Annotated in this window: 14 protein-coding genes; 3 read left to right on the forward strand and 11 right to left on the reverse strand. The window is 42.3% G+C overall.

Annotated features, from left to right (window positions below):
• Nucleotides 1-13: 13 nt before the first annotated feature.
• Entirely contained in the window at nt 14-1,228 is a 1,215-nt protein-coding gene (locus tag L1D50_RS07275; protein WP_095727258.1) for a pyridoxal phosphate-dependent aminotransferase, read from the reverse strand.
• A gap of 353 nt (nt 1,229-1,581) precedes the next feature.
• Nucleotides 1,582-1,926 carry an Hpt domain-containing protein gene (locus tag L1D50_RS07280; RefSeq protein ID WP_128728292.1) on the reverse strand — a complete coding sequence of 115 codons (345 nt, stop codon included), beginning with the start codon at nt 1,924-1,926 and terminating at the stop codon, nt 1,582-1,584.
• A gap of 119 nt (nt 1,927-2,045) precedes the next feature.
• On the opposite strand from L1D50_RS07280, the gene L1D50_RS07285 reads away from it, so the two are divergent.
• Together L1D50_RS07285 and L1D50_RS07290 are read left to right on the forward strand one after the other, a co-directional pair.
• Nucleotides 2,046-2,636 carry a tRNA-uridine aminocarboxypropyltransferase gene (locus L1D50_RS07285; RefSeq protein ID WP_128728293.1) on the forward strand — a complete coding sequence of 197 codons (591 nt, stop codon included), beginning with the start codon at nt 2,046-2,048 and terminating at the stop codon, nt 2,634-2,636.
• 9 nt (nt 2,637-2,645) lie between these two features.
• Complete coding sequence (locus L1D50_RS07290; protein ID WP_239965788.1) at nt 2,646-3,434, forward strand: CLCA_X family protein; 789 nt, start codon at nt 2,646-2,648, stop codon at nt 3,432-3,434.
• Here the strand turns inward: L1D50_RS07290 and L1D50_RS07295 are convergent.
• The 3 genes from L1D50_RS07295 to apbC all read right to left on the reverse strand — a co-directional run bounded on the left by L1D50_RS07295 (nt 3,394) and on the right by apbC (nt 8,006).
• Entirely contained in the window at nt 3,394-5,859 is a 2,466-nt protein-coding gene (locus L1D50_RS07295) for an EAL domain-containing protein (protein ID WP_239965789.1), read from the reverse strand. The two genes, L1D50_RS07290 and L1D50_RS07295, sit on opposite strands and share 41 nt — an antisense overlap.
• Nucleotides 5,860-6,315: 456 nt before the next feature.
• On the reverse strand, nt 6,316-6,900 hold the full coding sequence (gene dcd / locus L1D50_RS07300) for a dCTP deaminase (RefSeq protein WP_128728296.1): 585 nt from the start codon (nt 6,898-6,900) through the stop codon (nt 6,316-6,318).
• Between the two features lie 2 nt (nt 6,901-6,902).
• Nucleotides 6,903-8,006: an iron-sulfur cluster carrier protein ApbC gene (gene apbC / locus L1D50_RS07305; RefSeq protein WP_128728297.1), complete on the reverse strand. Its 1,104-nt coding sequence runs from the start codon at nt 8,004-8,006 to the stop codon at nt 6,903-6,905.
• 202 nt (nt 8,007-8,208) lie between these two features.
• On the opposite strand from apbC, the gene metG reads away from it, so the two are divergent.
• On the forward strand, nt 8,209-10,245 hold the full coding sequence (gene metG / locus L1D50_RS07310; RefSeq protein WP_239965790.1) for a methionine--tRNA ligase: 2,037 nt from the start codon (nt 8,209-8,211) through the stop codon (nt 10,243-10,245).
• 56 nt (nt 10,246-10,301) lie between these two features.
• Here metG and L1D50_RS07315 read toward each other — a convergent pair whose 3' ends face one another.
• From L1D50_RS07315 to L1D50_RS07340, 6 genes are all read right to left on the reverse strand, one after another.
• Nucleotides 10,302-10,925 (reverse strand): LysE family translocator, encoded by a 624-nt coding sequence (locus L1D50_RS07315; protein ID WP_239965791.1) that lies wholly within the window; start codon nt 10,923-10,925, stop codon nt 10,302-10,304.
• A gap of 93 nt (nt 10,926-11,018) precedes the next feature.
• Nucleotides 11,019-11,819, reverse strand: a complete 801-nt coding sequence (locus tag L1D50_RS23550) for an AraC family transcriptional regulator (protein ID WP_239965792.1) — start codon at nt 11,817-11,819, stop codon at nt 11,019-11,021.
• A gap of 49 nt (nt 11,820-11,868) precedes the next feature.
• Nucleotides 11,869-12,495: a LysE family translocator gene (locus L1D50_RS07325; RefSeq protein ID WP_128728301.1), complete on the reverse strand. Its 627-nt coding sequence runs from the start codon at nt 12,493-12,495 to the stop codon at nt 11,869-11,871.
• A gap of 525 nt (nt 12,496-13,020) precedes the next feature.
• Complete coding sequence (locus L1D50_RS07330) at nt 13,021-13,668, reverse strand: TetR family transcriptional regulator (protein ID WP_128728302.1); 648 nt, start codon at nt 13,666-13,668, stop codon at nt 13,021-13,023.
• 263 nt (nt 13,669-13,931) lie between these two features.
• A complete protein-coding gene (locus tag L1D50_RS07335; RefSeq protein ID WP_239965793.1) occupies nt 13,932-15,236 on the reverse strand; it encodes an NAD(P)/FAD-dependent oxidoreductase in 1,305 nt (434 codons plus the stop codon).
• Between the two features lie 214 nt (nt 15,237-15,450).
• A complete protein-coding gene (locus tag L1D50_RS07340) occupies nt 15,451-16,716 on the reverse strand; it encodes an amidohydrolase family protein (protein ID WP_239965794.1) in 1,266 nt (421 codons plus the stop codon).
• Between the last annotated feature and the right edge of the window lie 28 nt (nt 16,717-16,744).

The following is a 16,744-nucleotide window of genomic DNA, read 5'->3' on the forward strand; positions in this document are numbered from 1 at the left end:
GTATTACAAGATATTACTGACTGTAATGTGCAAAAAAGCGCTTTACTCTATCCATTGCGGGCTGTAAATCATCTTTATGTGGCAAAAACACTAATCTAAAATGATCGGCACTAGGCCAGTTAAAAGCGCGTCCGTGGACAAGTAGAATTTTTTCTTCTTTGAGCAAGTCCAGCACCATGCGCTCATCATTCTTAATATTAAACCGTTTCACGTCCACTTTTGGAAACGCATAAAGTGCGCCCTTTGGCTTTACACAGCTTATCCCTTCAATATCGTTTAAACCTTTAAACGCAATATCACGCTGCTCATACAAGCGCCCACCCGGTTCAATGAGTTGGTCGATGGATTGTATGCCTCCAAGCGCTTGTTGAATGGCAAACTGTGCAGGAACATTGGCGCATAATCGCATAGAGGCGAGCATTTCTAAGCCTGTAATCAAATCCTGCATCACTGAATGCTTACCACTAATCACCATCCAACCCATGCGGATCCCGGCCGCACGATAGGTTTTTGCTAAGCCATTAAAAGTGATAACTGGTATATCATCACAAAGGCTTGCTATTGAAAAATGCTCCGCACCGTCATATAAGATCTTTTCGTAGATCTCATCACTCAGTATTAATAGCTTGTGTTCTCTGGCAACGTCAATTAATGCCTCAAGCAATGCTTTGTCATATACCGCACCGGTCGGATTGTTTGGATTGATCAGCACCAACGCTTTGGTACGACTCGTGATTTTACGCTTGATATCTTCGATATCTGGAAACCAGTCTTGCTCTTCATCACAAAGATAATGCACTGGATTACCGCCAGATAGTTTAACGGCAGCAGTCCATAACGGATAATCCGGTGCGGGGATCAACACCTCGTCACCATCATTGAGTAAAGCTTGTGCGGTCATTTGGATCAATTCACTGACACCATTGCCAATGAAGATGTTATCAACACTAATATTAGGAAAGCTTTTCTGCTGATAATATTGGTATACGGCAACTCGAGCAGAATATAATCCTTTTGAGTCACAATACCCCTGCGCAGAATATAAGTTTTTTATGATGTCTCGGTGCATATCTTCTGGCATATCAAAGCCAAATGCCGCCGGATTACCAATATTTAATTTGAGGACTTTCATGCCCTCGTCTTCCATTTTTCTTGCTTGATCCAACACTGGACCACGAATATCGTAACTCACCCCGTTTAGCTTATTACTTTTTGTTATTTGTAGCATCTATAACCCCCTCATTTTGCTCAAGCATATATCACAATGCCGTCTAAATTCTATGCTTGTGATAACTTTTTATGCTGCAAAAAAGAAACGTACAAAATGAAGTTGATAGGGTGGGACAAGTAATACCGATTTGCTTAATTAAGTGATCCGTTCTGAGACGGGAAAGTTCTAGCGATAACCAAACAAAAATTTTGCTATTTGTTTGTTTTCATTGAGAAATTTTTAACGCAGTTGATGTCAGAATTGCTCCTTCAGATTAAGCAAGTACTAAGATAAGTTGGTCTATTCACAACACTAGGTTAAAAAAGGCCGTATACACGACCTCATTCTTTACATTTTGGATTACGTTAATTTTAAGAATGTACTTCCAGCCACTGCTGTAATTTAGCTTTTGAACCTGCAACTTGCGCTGCTAGCTTCGCAATTGAGTCATCGACAATGTCCGCCTCGCCATGAATTAGGGCGTGCTCAATCGCCTTTGCCAATTCACTCAAACTAGCAGCCCCAAATTGAGCAGCATTAGATTTCAAACTGTGAGCATGACGAATAGCAGCTTCTTGATCCTGATTCAAGTTCAGCATCAACTCCGATTCTAACCGCTCGAATTCCGAACAACAAAAATGAACCGTATCTTCGAATTGCTCGCCCAGTAACATTTGCATGTTCTCTAAGGCACTTTCATCTATCACGATGCTCATAATTTTCCTTAAGTTTAATATTCTATTACTTATGCTAGCCAAATCTGGTTTCTTGTGCAAAGTAAATACAGGCAAGATATGATAAAATGTGACTTAAATTAAAAAATGCCTCATCAATCATGAAACGTAATACCTGTCCAGTCTGTCGATTTCCCACAAACACTTGCGTTTGCAGCTATATTGGAAACACAATATCAAATACAACCCAAGTTATTATCATGCAGCACCCAAGCGAAGTAAAAGTTGCCAAAAATACGGCAAAGCTACTCGCCTTGCAGTTAGATAGGTTTACGCTTTATGTTGGAGAAAATACCGCTGATTTTGAGGAATTAATTAACTTCTGCCGCTTAAATCACGTCGCTGTGCTATACCCAAGCAGCCATGCCAAAACCCTAACTACAGAATATAACTTCGATCAAACGCTTGATGCTATCATCTTATTGGATGGTACGTGGAAGAAAGCCACTAAGCTTTATAATCTCAACCCGTGGCTAAGCCAGTTGCCCAGTTTTCAGTTCGATTCGGTAAATGCGAGTGAATATACTATTCGTAAATCTAAACATGAATACAGTTTATCAACACTTGAAGCGGCAGCTCAATTTCTCGAGATTGTAGATCAATGCGAAACTGCGGATCTCTATAAACTTCAAGCAGGCATGGTGAAAGAACAGATGAAGCTCATGCCTGATGATGTTAAGGCTAGGTATTGAAGGAAGAAAATGCCAAGCTCTAGACTACAGCGTGGATATGCTCGCCACGGACCCGATTATCGATTCGGCGATCAAGTGGATTTTAGTGAAATCAAGCAGACCTTTGGCTTTAAAACCATGACCATTGGTAATTGGGTTACGCCCGAAGAAACCCGTTTATCCGCCAATTTAATTTATGATGCTCTTGCAGATCTAGCCCAAATATTACAGGTACCACCTGAAGTCATAGGCCTTCGGGGAACACTTCACTTTGCCTTTGGTACAGGCGGTCAACAAGGTGTTCAAGCGCATTATGCCGCAAATACCAGAACACTCGCTTTGGCAAAAAATGCCGGTGGTGGTGCACTCGCCCATGAATGGTGGCATGCTTTTGACCACTATATTTGCCAGCATTTAATAACACAGCCAAAGAAACCTTTTGCATCATCTGCTTGGCTACTTTCTACTGAGACCGTACGACACCCATTGAACAATGCCTTAGCAACTTTCTTTGCGCATACCTTTTTAGATGAACAACATCAAAAGCCAAATCGGTTTTTTCATACCGCTAAGATTGCTGATAGTGCAAATAGACAAATTTATTACGCACTACCCGAGGAATTAACCGCTCGAATGTTCGAGGCCATTATTGCCTATCACAGCGATATATCAAATTCATTCTTGGCCGCAGGAATTAAAAATTCTGAGCAAGAAAAGCTGGGAATTTACCCGACGAGTGAACATAGAACACGCTGCGCTAAGGCCATTTTTAACTACTTCAGCGAACTAGGAAAGATTTTATATCGCCGGCATAGGTGACTTTACTTAGCCAACTCTTAAATTCGTTAAACGGTAACGGACGTGAAATAAAATAGCCCTGTGCAAAGTCGCAGCCATAGGCCTGTAAACGAATATAGCTATTGATATCTTCAACCCCTTCAGCCACCACTTTTGATCCTAAACTGTGTGCCATATCACAAGTTGCCTTACAAATACTTTGATTACTTTTGGATGTCTCAATATCCATCACAAAGCTTTTATCAATTTTAAGCTCATCAAATCCAAGCTTACTCAGGTATGCAAGTGAGGAATATCCAGTACCAAAGTCGTCTATCGCTACTTTTACGCCGATTGAACGGTAGTCATTTAACACCCCTTTAAGCTCGGCTTCATTTCCTATTGTTACAGATTCTGTGATCTCTATCATAATCTGTGAAGGTGCTAACGAAAGCTCATTGATAAGTGTAATGAGCTGTACCGACAACTCTCTTCGACTTAAATCACGACCAGATACATTTATCGAAATAACGTGTTCAGGTAATAGCTTTGTTATCTCGGCTTGATAACGCAGTGCATGCTCGATCACCCACTCCGTGATTTCGTAAATTTGCCCTGAAGACTCGGCGATAGGAATAAATTCGTCAGGTGGAATGTAACCAAGTTCAGGATGGAGCCACCGTAGTAACACTTCCGAGCCGAACACCCTCCCGGTCCCAAGGTCAACCTGTGGCTGAAAAAACAAACTAAACTGCTCATGTGCTATCGCACTTTTGAGAAATGAGGTGAGCTTTAAATGTCGTTCAGTGGAAATAGAACTTTCAACGTCAAATAAATGCCAGCGTTGACCATTATGCGATTTAGTATTCAGTGCCTGCAGTGCGCGCTGGATCAGCTTTTCAGTAGATTTTGCGTGCATTGGATAATTCGCCACACCTACTTCTAAACTATCTACTATTTGCGTGCCCTTATAGCCAATTCCTTCTTCAAAAACGGAAGATAAAATACATACATATTGCTCAACTTGACTGACTTCAATTTTACCGTCAAGCACGATGGCAAACACTTGATCTTCGAGACGATAAATTGGTGTTTCTCCTTTATTTGCAACTGCAGCGCTACCATAAGTATTGATCTGTTCGGAAACCTCTTTAAATAGCTTATTGATGTGCTGATTTGCAAAAGTTAAACCAAAGCTCAACCTTATTGATGGTAGGATAAGTGGTTTAAAGAGCACTAGGGTATGCGCTTTATTTTGCTCCTCAAGCTTAGCGAGTGAGCCAAACAGGGCGAATTTATTGGGCAGTGCAGTCTCTTTATCATACTCAGCATAATGAATATACATGCGCCGCTTTTCTGCATCATGCCAAACCACAAACAGGAGTAACAACATTAAATGCAGGCTGATCAATACATAGTTTACGGCTGATATTTGCTCACTTGGCTGTATCAATTGACTTCCTGCAAAGCCAATTAATACCGCCACCATGGGAGACCAAATTGCGCAGCAGAAATAGACTTCTTTGCGACTGTCTTTATCTTGGCTTACCAGAATCATTATAATTAACGCGATTGCCCCGATAACCATAATTGATTGCAAAGCAAGCGGTAAATCCACTTTTGCAAATGCAACGACAATACCGCTTAATAAATAAACATGGGCAGTCGTCTTGATGATTAGCTTCGTCTTTCGTTCAAGCCTATTTTTAGTGAGGAAGTGATGAAAAAACAAAAGGGTGAAGCCAAGTGAAAAACACACAAAGCTGCCACTGTAATGTAGAAAATGAATACTATTTTGGTAGCTAAAAAAGATATCCGCAAGTCCTTTATGAGCTACGTACAAGCAGGCTAATGACAGCAAATAGCCACTAACCGAAAGCAGACTTAGGCGCTTCGAAATAACACCGGTACTGAGCATAAAGATACTCAGTAAAAATATCACCCCAAGAAATAGCCCAGTTAAAAATAAATGAGCATTGGTATTTTTGATATACACTTCATAGGGTTCAATGCTCACTCGCGACACGGCAACATAAGGTGATTGAACTTTAACGATTAACGGCTCAACATGGCTAGTGGTATCAATCACCAAATGGGGTGAAAAATGTCTCAATGATGTATGGTTATTACTATTGGAAATTTGAATTAATTTTCCAGTAGAGTCAGTGGTAAAAAACTCAACACTGCCCATAGATGGACGTGAAACTGTTAGCACTTGGCCTGACGAATCAGCATAAATAAGATTCGTGACTCGAAGCCAAACAGCCACCCCCTTCGGAATAATTACAGCCTCTTGCGATTCACTAAATTGGGCTTCGGCAAAGTCACCGTAACCTACCGAAACTAGTGGTCTTGCTTCTATATTTTTTGCAGCCAACTGCGTTTCAGCAGAAGCCGACATCGCAAAAGTACAGCTCACAATTATCATAAACATCAACGTGACATACCTAGCAGTGCTAAGCCACATACCCATTCTCCTTGAGTCACTTTGACGGTGATTTATTAGCCTATTCATTATCCAAAGAACCAAGCGTTATCATTCAGAAAAACACTAACCCTCACGGTTATTAATTAAATTCCATTGAAAATCAGTAGGCTACGTCATTCTCGCGCCAACACGTATTCACTTTGTCTTCTGTAGCCATTTACATGATGTATCGTTCGACAACATAAAAACGTATTGTTGTAAGTATGGTTTGGATCAAAGCAAATGCAAAAATATTATTGAATTTAAATCGTTATGACTGATTTGGTGTGAGCTCAAAAATGTAAAGGTGGTGTGCCGTTATAGGAGGTCTAATATTTAATTTTAAGATTGGAATAACAACTTGTTCTCTAGCCGTTGTTATTCCAAACATAAGGGTCAAATTTGCTTATAGTAGGCTAACGACTAGCGCGCCAATCCATCCGCCAAAGTATTCCATTAACTGTCGTCACTAATACGTGAAGCAACCGCACTAGTTTGATCCTTATATTTGGCGTCTTTGCGCTCGTTATAAGGAAATTGCGCGGCACTGGTCATCGTTTCAAAACTCATCGCACCTATTTTCATATTTGGCCTAAGTGCCAAAGGTAACTTACCGGAGTTGTAAAACTCCAATACGATGTTTCCAGACCAACCGGGATCGATACGATGCGCAGTAACATGAACCATTAAACCAAGTCTTGCCAGCGACGAGCGGCCATCTAACCAACCAACAAGGTCGGCAGGTAGCGTTACCTTTTCATACGTCATTGCCAGCGCAAGCTCACCAGGGTGCAAGAAAAACGCTTGGCCATCTTCTAACACAATTTCGTCACTCATGATGGATTCCATCGCGGCATTGATCTGATCTTTAGGACCACTGAGATCAACGTAAGGCGCGGCATGGTCCTGAAACACTCTGAACTTGTTACCCAGTCTTAAATCCACGGTAACGCCTGAAATCATATCAGGCTTTGGGGTCGGTTCGATGATTATGCGTTGTTGTTCGATCGCTTCTCGAATATGGGTATCCGATAATCTCATTCTTAGTCTTCCGTCATCACAATCTCAACACCCGATGTTGAGTCTGATTGGTAATATAACATACTGGCAACCAGTTGGGCACAATCAACATAGTGATCTGCTATACCATGATTGTCAGTCTTACTTTCTGAACTAGGCTCACGGGTCGCGGCAATGATATCTTCGCCCTGCTCTGTTGCTGTTCTAATTTGGTCGTTAAGCGGTACTTCCGCAAGTAAAGGCACACCATAGCGACTCGCCAACGTGGTGCCACCAGAGTGACCAAAAATATGGTTGCGGCTACCACATTGCGCACAATTGAAGTAACTCATATTTTCGACCAAACCTAAAATGGGGAGCTGCACTTTTTCAAACATCGCGATGCCCTTCTGTGCATCTGCAAGCGCCAATGTTTGAGGAGTGGTGACAATCACCGCGCCACTGGCTGGCACTTTTTGCGTCATAGTGAGTTGGATATCTCCTGTGCCTGGTGGCATATCAACAATCAGATAATCCAGCTCGCCCCAATCCGTTTCATTTAACAATTGAGTAAGCGCTTGAGAAGCCATTGGTCCGCGCCAAACAGTGGCGTCTTCTGCAGGGACTAAAAAGCCAATAGACATGGCTTTAATGCCCGACTTTTCAATTGGTAGTAAGGTTTTATCATCTTTCGCCTGAGGTTTTTCATCCTCAAGAGCCAGTAAACTAGGTAGCGAAGGGCCATAAATATCAGCATCTAGCACACCGACTTTCGCGCCTTGAGCACGTAGCGCATACGCCAAATTAATCGCAGTGGTAGACTTACCCACTCCGCCCTTACCTGAGGCAACAAGAATAATATGTTTAATGGCTTTAAATTTTGGTCTGCCGACAACGACGACTTTCGATGTCACCTCAACGGGCTTGCCTAAGTGTTGCTGTAGATAACTAGCAACATCTTGGTCGCATTGGATGGCAAATGGGAAATTAATTTGTACTTGAATTTGCGCCTTTGATTCTTGTGTTTTGATCACCCAGTTTGCATCAATGCCCACTGGTAATGCGGCACTACGATAACCATTTAAAAGCTCAATGATTGCCTGTTTGGTGTTTTTTCCCTTGGCAAACCATTTTTCCAGTCCAAACATACAAATTAAACTCCTCTGGGTGATGAAAATAGCCACGGAATTATGTAACATTCAACTCATTAAAACCAGTCAATTCGCGGTTCATGGTCTGAACTAAGGTGAGTCACTAAGCACACTTGTCCATTCAAGTGTTAACTCGGTGAATAATCAACCAATTCAACACCATCAATTAGAAAGATCGCGCTAAATTCATGGAATCGTTATGACGAAGAGAAAAATTCTCATTACCAGTGCATTACCATATGCAAATGGCCCCACACACTTAGGCCACTTGCTGGAATATATTCAAACCGATATTTGGGCTCGCTTCCAAAAGCTACAAGGCCATGAAGCCTATTATGTATGTGCGGACGATGCGCACGGCACACCAATCATGCTAAATGCACAGAAGCAAGGTATCACGCCTGAAGAAATGGTTAAGCAGGTAAGTATTGAGCGTCAGCGTGACTTTGCAGACTTCAATATCAAGTTTGATAACTATCACAGCACACACAGTGACGAAAACCGTGAACTAAGCGAGCTAATCTACACTCGTTTAGACGAAAAAGGCTATATCAAAAAGCGCACGATTTCACAGTTATTTGACCCAGAGAAAGGCATTTTCCTACCAGATCGTTTTGTTACTGGCACTTGCCCGACTTGTAAGTCTGAAGATCAAAATGGCGACAGCTGTGATGCCTGCGGTGCAACCTACAGCCCAACAGAATTAATTGAGCCAAAATCAGTGATGTCTGGTGCGACACCCATCTTGAAAGACTCAGAGCATTACTTCTTTGACTTACCAGCGTTTGAAGACATGCTAAAAACATGGCTACGCTCAGGTAGTCTGCAATCTGAAATGGCGAACAAGCTAGACGAATGGTTTGCAGACGGCTTGCAGCAATGGGATATCAGCCGTGACGCCCCCTATTTTGGTTTTGAAATACCAGGCGCGCCTGGCAAGTATTTCTATGTTTGGTTGGATGCACCAATCGGCTACATGGCAAGCTTCAAAAACCTTTGCGAGAAACAAGGCCTAAACTTTGACGAGTTTTGGGGTGAAGGATCTGACGCCGAGCTTTATCACTTTATCGGCAAAGACATCATCTACTTCCACAGCCTATTTTGGCCTGCGATGCTTGATGGCGCTAATTTCCGTAAACCAAATAACGTATTCGCTCACGGTTTTGTCACCGTGAATGGCGCTAAGATGTCTAAATCAAAAGGCACTTTTGTAAAGGCTCGTACTTATCTAGAGCATTTAGACCCTGAATATCTACGTTATTACTATGCAGCTAAACTAAACAGCGGCGTTACGGATTTAGATCTAAACTTAGAAGATTTCGCGGCACGCGTAAACTCAGACTTAGTGGGCAAAGTGGTAAACATCGCAAGTCGGTGTGCAGGCTTTATTACTAAGAAATTTGACGGCAAGCTAAGCGGCTCTGTTATGGACGAAGCACTATTAACTAGCTTTGTTGCTGCAAAGGATTCAATCGCGACACATTTTGAAAACCGCGAATACAGCCGCGCAGTGCGTGAGATCATGACCCTTGCTGACAAAGCAAACCAGTTTATTGATGCCGAAGCGCCTTGGGTGCTTGCAAAGAATGAAGAGACGCTTGAGCGTGCACATCAAGTGTGCTCTATGGGTCTTAACCTATTCCGCGTACTACTGACTTATTTAAAGCCTATCCTTCCAGGTATGGCGAAAAATGTAGAAGCTTTCTTAAATACCGAGCTTACTTGGGAAAGTGTTAACAACGCTCTTGTTAATCATGAAATCAATAAATTTAAAGCGCTAATGCAGCGTGTTGAGCTTGATAAAGTGAATGCGATGATCGAGTCGTCTAAAGAAAGCCTTGAAAAGAAAGTAGGTGGTCAATCTGTAGCAGCAGATCCGAATAGCCCGCTTGCCAAAGAGCCAATCTCTGCGGAAATCGAATTCGATGATTTTGCCAAAGTTGATCTGCGTGTCGCAAAAATTGCTAACGCAGAGCATGTTGAAGGTGCAGATAAACTGCTTAAACTTACGCTTGATTTAGGTGGTGAAACGCGCCAGGTATTTGCTGGCATTAAATCGGCTTATTCACCTGAAGATCTTATCGGCAAGTTAACAGTAATGGTTGCAAACCTAAAACCTCGTAAGATGCGTTTTGGCATGTCGGAAGGCATGGTATTGGCCGCTGGCCCCGGTGGTAAAGAGATTTACATCTTAAATCCAGACGAGGGCTCACAGCCTGGCATGCGAGTGATGTAATCACCCTAATACTTGTATACAAATAAAGGCTTCTATTTAGAAGCCTTTATTTTTGCTCAGATCAAACCTTCGCGCCAAATTTCATTATCGAAAATTAACCAAGCCGCGACCAGATACAAACAGCCGCCGTAAAACCGATTCAACCATTTATTATAATTTGGGTCATTCGACACTCGCGCCAACAAATCACCAGCTTTAATCCACACCAAATGCACCGAAATATTAAGTATCGCAAGCCACAACACCAGAATTAAATTGCCCAACGCGCCGAAGGTCTCATTTGCTTGCTCACTAAAAAGCGTAAACATAATAAAGACTAATACCCATCCTTTGCTATTCAATATTTGCAGCAACGCTCCATCTATAAAACCTAATTTTTTGCTATCATTTGCTGGGGTGTTTTTAGTCGCGGCAAAAAATTTCGTTGCCAGATATATGAGGTAAATTGCACCTATCAATTGCATAATATTCAAAGCCATGGGGTGAGACTCAACGACTTTGCCAAGACCATACCCCACCAGCAGCGACTTTAGAATATACACTACGTCAACTCCGGCCAAGAGTCCTAATGACCGCCTCACTCCGACATTCGCACCTGATGCGGCAAATACGATATTTGCAGGTCCAGGACTAAAAACTAACGGGAACATGGCACTAAACCAAATGATAAACAAACTCATGGTTGAAACTTCTCCTTTGTGAAAGCACACAAAGTACAGAAATCGCAAGGCATGTTCTTGTACAAAATTGAAATTAAGCCAAAGGCCTAGATATCAGCACCTGTAATTAGACGGTGATACCCCATATGCCCGCTTGAAGTTACGACTAAAATGGCTTTGATCATAAAAGCCACAGGTTAGCGCCGTGTCCACACACGTCATGCCCTTAGCAAGCAGCAGCTTGGCCTTTTGGATTTTAATTTGCAGGAGGAATTGGTGTGGAGTCAGGCCAAATGCAGAATTAAAACCTTTAATTAATTGAAACCGAGTGCTGTCCGTTAAACACTCTAACTCATCGAGTGAAATATTTTCTTGCCAGTTATCAAAAAGGTAATCTCTTGCACGAAACACGCTGTGAGTATCAATAAAAGCAGTGTTTTCAGGGTTTGTCACTGAGCCATACTGAGTAAACACCTTTTCTAAGGTCATCAGCAACAACGACTCTTTTGTCAGTGTGAAACTGGCTTGCTCCATGGCTTGATGAAGCTGCAATAAACCTAAAAATAGACGATTATCATCAATGATGGTGCGAGTAACAACGGGCGCTAAGTGCACACTCATATTATCAAAAAGTCGCTGTAGAAATGCGAGATCAAAGTAAAACATTCGATAGCGCCATCCACTTGGCACACCTGGGAATCCGGTGTGCACTTCAGAAGGGTTGATAGCAACAACGTGGTGTTTAGGCACAATCAACTTTTGCCCGCCATAGAGAATACCTTCAGCACCCTCTTCTATCACGCCAATAGCCAATTCATCATGCCAATGTTTGGCAAACTCAAATTTAGTATATTGCGCTGATAAAAGCTCGATACCCTCAACAGACTTGTCTTTCCAGATTTTAGACTTTTCCACGTGTAACTCTACTACTTTAGATTACCTTTTTTAGTCACCTTTGATTACTCTACTTCTCGCTCGCGATAACTTTTCCAGCTAATCCCAGCAGCAATACGCCCGAGATACCTTCAAGGGCACGAGAGTACCGCTTAGCATTAGGACGATTGAATAGCCAGCTTCCGGCTACCGCGTAAATCAAGTTACAAAGTGTCGCCAGGGCACTAAACAACATGCCGAGCATTAAAATTTGCAGCGAAGTGGAATGTGCTGAAAGGTCAACAAATTGTGGTAAAAAGGATAAGAAAAACAAAGCCACTTTAGGGTTTAAAACACTTACCAATACCCCCTGCATAAAGACATTGCCTGTTGCAACCTCGGTTTGTTTTAACTGAAGTTGACTATCGCCACGCCACATCGATAATAACGACTGAATCCCTAAATAAACTAGGTAAGCAGCGCCAAGCCACTTCACCACAGTAAACGCAAAGGCTGAGCTTAAAATAATTGCTGATAATCCTAAACAAGCGGCAATAGTATGAATGAAGTAACCAGTGCCTAAGCCTAATGCAGCCTTTAACCCTGCAGACATTTTACCCTTCATTGTATTGGACACAATATAGATCACATCGGGGCCTGGAATGAGGTTAATCGCGAGACACGCCACCGCAAACACAGCCAAAGATTGCAAGTCCATCAAAATTTTCCTTTTAAAACAAAACTTCGTCGTAAGTTATCAGTACCGACGAATTTGTACAACTAATCTAGCTGCGCTCATGCTTTTGACATTGAAATTTTTGCCAGTGCTTATCTTTTTACTACGCTGTTGCCATAATTTCTCATTAGCTCAACTAGGTTTAGTTTATCTTTTAAGTTTATTTTTCCGGCAATCTGACTGGTATTTATGAAAGCTAAGTTACCCCACATCCTTGTTGAGCAACACAAAAGAAGTGCTAATCAAGCGCTGTCCTTTGGGTTCACCTGGGTGCGCTTTGTTCATTGTTTCTCAACTTTTGCTTAGTTAGATTGCTAACCGGCAAGTCAAGCGTTGCCCCCCCTCAAGAGAACAAAAATCAAACAGCAAAGTTGAATAACCCCTAACAATTCTCCGCTTGGCTATACCAGAGGTCATTCGATTATACCGAGGATTCTACTCTCGAGTTTCTATCAGCTATTCACACTCATCTGTAAAATAAAACCAATATGATTAAGAATAGTGTCGTCATGATGTCTTCTGTTCAGCAATTTGAGAGAGAAACACGTTAAAGATGGCTTGTTGATGTTCACCAAGCGCTTGCCAATGCTGAGTGTTTTTGCTCTCAATACCCAGCAATGGTTGTATTACGGGCGGTACTAAAAATGGAAATGAAGATAGACTAAGGCAGGTTAACAATAACCACTCAACACGAATAGGTTTCGATGGCACGAGTTGCCTAAACGCCGAATTCAATATTTTTACTCCAACTTCCACATGCTCCAAGAAGATCCGTCTAATGATCTCATGCTCCTTAGAATGAGTATCGTGTAACGCAATCAAAATGATCTTCGGAAGTGTTGGGTAAGTGCTCATCACTTGGTAATAGTTCTCAACAAACTGAGTCAATATAATCGGCGACACATCTTGTAGCTGTGACACCTTAACTTCCTCAAGTAAACCTAGTAAAGGAGCTGCAACTTCACGAAATACCGCTTCAAACAAACCCGCCTTATCGCTAAAATAATATTTTATTAAAGCGACGTTCACGTCAGCCTGCTCAGCTATTGCTCTCGTAGTGACGCGATTATAACCTTTTCTAATAAATAAGTTTTTTCCCGCTGTCACCAGTTTATCCCTCGGTGTCTCCGCAATCTCTACTAACTCTTCAGTCATATTTTTACTCCTTTAATCGCATGATTAATCATACTAGAGTAAAAGTAGATATTTCACGACCCATTTCGTTAATCAAAAGTAACAAAGTGATTAATTACTCTTCCAAATCAAATTTCTGCCGTTTATTGAAATATAGAGCCGGCCATACTGGACTTCACCTTAGAAGTTTATTGTAGCGTTTGTATTGCTGAGCAAGATTATTATGGCACGCTTACATTTGAAACCGACCTTCGTCGGCTTTTAAGTAACATATCAAACTGGGTTTAGTGCAGTTTCATTTTTGGCCGTACCACTCTAAGCACCTTTTCGCTTATCCATAGTGCAAAAGTTTTTGCGATACCATGGATTGCGCGCTGATGCATTCTATACAACGAGATGTACATGAATCGCGCTATCTTACCTTCAATAAAAAAGCTATTGCTGGTTAGGTTTCCCATTAAACTCCCAACGGTGCTATAACGAGATAAATTCACTAAAGAGCCGTGGTCACTATAGGTAAACTCGTGCAAAGATTGATTTTTTAATGCTGCGATTAGATTTTTCTCTACACATTGCGCCATTTGATGGGCGGACTGAGCACGCGGCGGCACTTGAGTACCATCCGCTTGGGTAAATGCGCAGCAATCACCGATGACATAAATATGCTCATCTACACTGCTTTGTAAGTATTGATTTACCTTAATTTGATTATTGCGAGTAAGCTCGAACAGCCCAATCTCTTTAATAAAGTCAGGTGCTTTTACCCCCGCAGCCCACACTTTGATGTCTGCCTTTAGCTGCTCATCTTCTTTAGTAATAAAACTGTCTTCAGTTGCCTGCTTTACTTGGGTACCTTCTCGCACCGTGACACCGAGCTTCACAAGCTCCTGTTTAGCTGAATTGGCAATACGCTCAGGGAGTGCTGGTAATATTCGAGGACCTGCTTCTATTAAATCGATACGAAGGCGTTTGGCAGTCATTTTATTCAGCCCGTACATTTTCAACATGTCAGACACATGATACAGCTCAGCAGAAAGCTCAACGCCTGTAGCACCACCACCAACAATGCCAATAGTTAACGAATGCTTCTGATCATCGTCTTGATGTAAGCGTGTAAAGTTATCGAGAAGTGCATGCTGAAATCGCTCAGCTTGCTGATTTGAATCGAGAAAGAAGCAGTGCTCCTTGACCCCTGGAGTATTAAAATCATTGCTAATACTACCAATAGCAAGCACTAAATAGTCATAGTTGACTTGTCGCTCTGGGAGAATACGATGACCGAGTTCGTCTCTTAGCTCGCTCAGCGTGATGGTGTTATTGATTGAGTCTACGTGGCTAAAACTGCCGAGTTGAAACTGATAATAATGCTTTGCCGCATGAGCAGAATAAACCACACCATCTAAGTCAGCGTCAATAGATCCTGTCGCGACTTCATGGAGCAGCGGTTTCCAAATATGGCTACGATTTTTATCAATTAATAAGATTTCTGCTTGGCGCTTTTTCCCGAGTTTATGTCCTAGCTGTGTAGCCAACTCTAAACCACCAGCACCACCACCGACTATCACGATTTTAGGAAGTTGCGTATTCATCATGTTGCCCTTAAAAGTATAATACTTAAGTACTCTAGGGTCTTAGAAAAGCACTTAGGTATTTCAAATCCATCATGAAATACCTTGTCTGGCAACGCTTGCTATTGTGCGCCTTTTTTGCTCGTTTGTCAGCGGATAATGCCAAAATTAATCGCCAGTTCCTCAAAGGTCAGGACGTAGTTGTTAAAAAAAGCATTAGCTGCTGAGCATTTGGTTATTGCTTCTCTACTTTGCCGTCTTTCATCACAAAAGTGACATTTTCCATCACGCCAATGTCTTTGAGCGGATTGCCTTTAACCGCAATAATATCAGCAAGTTTCCCCGTCTCAAGCGAGCCTAATAGTGTGTTTTGCTTGAGTAACGTCGCCGAGTTAATAGTAGCGGCCTGCAAAGCCTGTAGCTCAGTCATGCCAAACTTCACCATGCGGCTAAACTGCTTACCATTGTCACCGTGAGGATAAACGCCAGCGTCAGAGCCAAACACCATATTCACGCCTGCTTTTACCGCTTTTGTAAAACTAGCACGCTGAGTAGCCCCAACTTTACGTTCTTTATCTAAGCTCTCTGCTAAAATTCCTGCTTTTTCGCCCTCGCCTAGAATATATTCAGTGTTGTAGATATCCATAGAGAAGTACGTGCCTTTATCTTTGGCCAGCTGAATGGCTTCATCATCAACAAAACTGACATGCTCAACCGAGTTCACTCCTGCTTTAATTGCGGACTTGATACCGTCTGTACCATGCGCGTGGGCTGCAACCGTTAAGCCGCGTAGGTGCGCTTCGGTTACAATCGCCGTCATTTCCTCTTGAGAATATTGCTGAGCCCCCACTTTAGTGCCTTTAGATAGTACGCCACCCGTTGCACAGAACTTGATTAAGTTAGCGCCATATTTAATATTTTCACGTACCTTTTGCCTTACCGCCCAGGGACCATCTGCAACCCCTTCTGAAAAGACTTTATGCTCATGGGTTAGGAGGTTATTGTCACAATGGCCGCCAGTGATCCCAAGTGAAGGGCCTGCTGCATTTACACGTGGGCCTGATACATCACCATCAATAATGGCATCTCGCAGCGCAATGTCAGCATAGCCAGCAGCACCGAGGTTACGAACAGACGTAAAGCCCGCATCTAGCGTGCGCTTGGCGTTTCTAACGCCAGTAATTGCCGCTCGAGGTGCGGTACGTTGCAACCTTTTGTAGCCATGAACATGAGCATCTGAAGTTAAGTGGACATGCATATCAAATAGACCGGGTAATAATGTGTGACCGCTTAGGTCTATCACCTCTGCGCCTTTTGGATAGGCTTTACGATTTGATTTTCCGACTGAAATAATTTTATTGTCTTCAACGACCACAGTGGCAGGTGAGATAAGCTTGCCTGACACCACATCAATCGCAGAGTCGGCATTTAAAACATACGTTTGTGCATGCACACTACTTGAAACAAAGAGGGCCGCGCTCATCCATATTTTTTTATTCATGTTACTTCCTCATTTTTTGCTTGAGTGT

This window comes from Pseudoalteromonas sp. Isolate6 (genome assembly GCF_022398435.1).
Classification (GTDB): domain Bacteria; phylum Pseudomonadota; class Gammaproteobacteria; order Enterobacterales; family Alteromonadaceae; genus Pseudoalteromonas; species Pseudoalteromonas galatheae.

Bases quoted from the DNA above. Each gene is read 5' to 3' on its own strand.
- L1D50_RS07285 (WP_128728293.1), top strand. From the start codon at position 2,046: ATGAAACGTAATACCTGTCCAGTCTGTCGATTTCCCACAAACACTTGC.
- apbC (WP_128728297.1), bottom strand. From the start codon at position 8,006: ATGTTTGGACTGGAAAAATGGTTTGCCAAGGGAAAAAACACCAAACAG.
- L1D50_RS07335 (WP_239965793.1), bottom strand. From the start codon at position 15,236: ATGAATACGCAACTTCCTAAAATCGTGATAGTCGGTGGTGGTGCTGGT.
- metG (WP_239965790.1), top strand. From the start codon at position 8,209: ATGACGAAGAGAAAAATTCTCATTACCAGTGCATTACCATATGCAAAT.
- dcd (WP_128728296.1), bottom strand. From the start codon at position 6,900: ATGAGATTATCGGATACCCATATTCGAGAAGCGATCGAACAACAACGC.
- L1D50_RS07280 (WP_128728292.1), bottom strand. From the start codon at position 1,926: ATGAGCATCGTGATAGATGAAAGTGCCTTAGAGAACATGCAAATGTTA.
- L1D50_RS07275 (WP_095727258.1), bottom strand. From the start codon at position 1,228: ATGCTACAAATAACAAAAAGTAATAAGCTAAACGGGGTGAGTTACGAT.
- L1D50_RS07290 (WP_239965788.1), top strand. From the start codon at position 2,646: ATGCCAAGCTCTAGACTACAGCGTGGATATGCTCGCCACGGACCCGAT.
- L1D50_RS07330 (WP_128728302.1), bottom strand. From the start codon at position 13,668: ATGACTGAAGAGTTAGTAGAGATTGCGGAGACACCGAGGGATAAACTG.
- L1D50_RS07315 (WP_239965791.1), bottom strand. From the start codon at position 10,925: ATGAGTTTGTTTATCATTTGGTTTAGTGCCATGTTCCCGTTAGTTTTT.
- L1D50_RS07325 (WP_128728301.1), bottom strand. From the start codon at position 12,495: ATGGACTTGCAATCTTTGGCTGTGTTTGCGGTGGCGTGTCTCGCGATT.
- L1D50_RS07340 (WP_239965794.1), bottom strand. From the start codon at position 16,716: ATGAATAAAAAAATATGGATGAGCGCGGCCCTCTTTGTTTCAAGTAGT.
- L1D50_RS07295 (WP_239965789.1), bottom strand. From the start codon at position 5,859: ATGTGGCTTAGCACTGCTAGGTATGTCACGTTGATGTTTATGATAATT.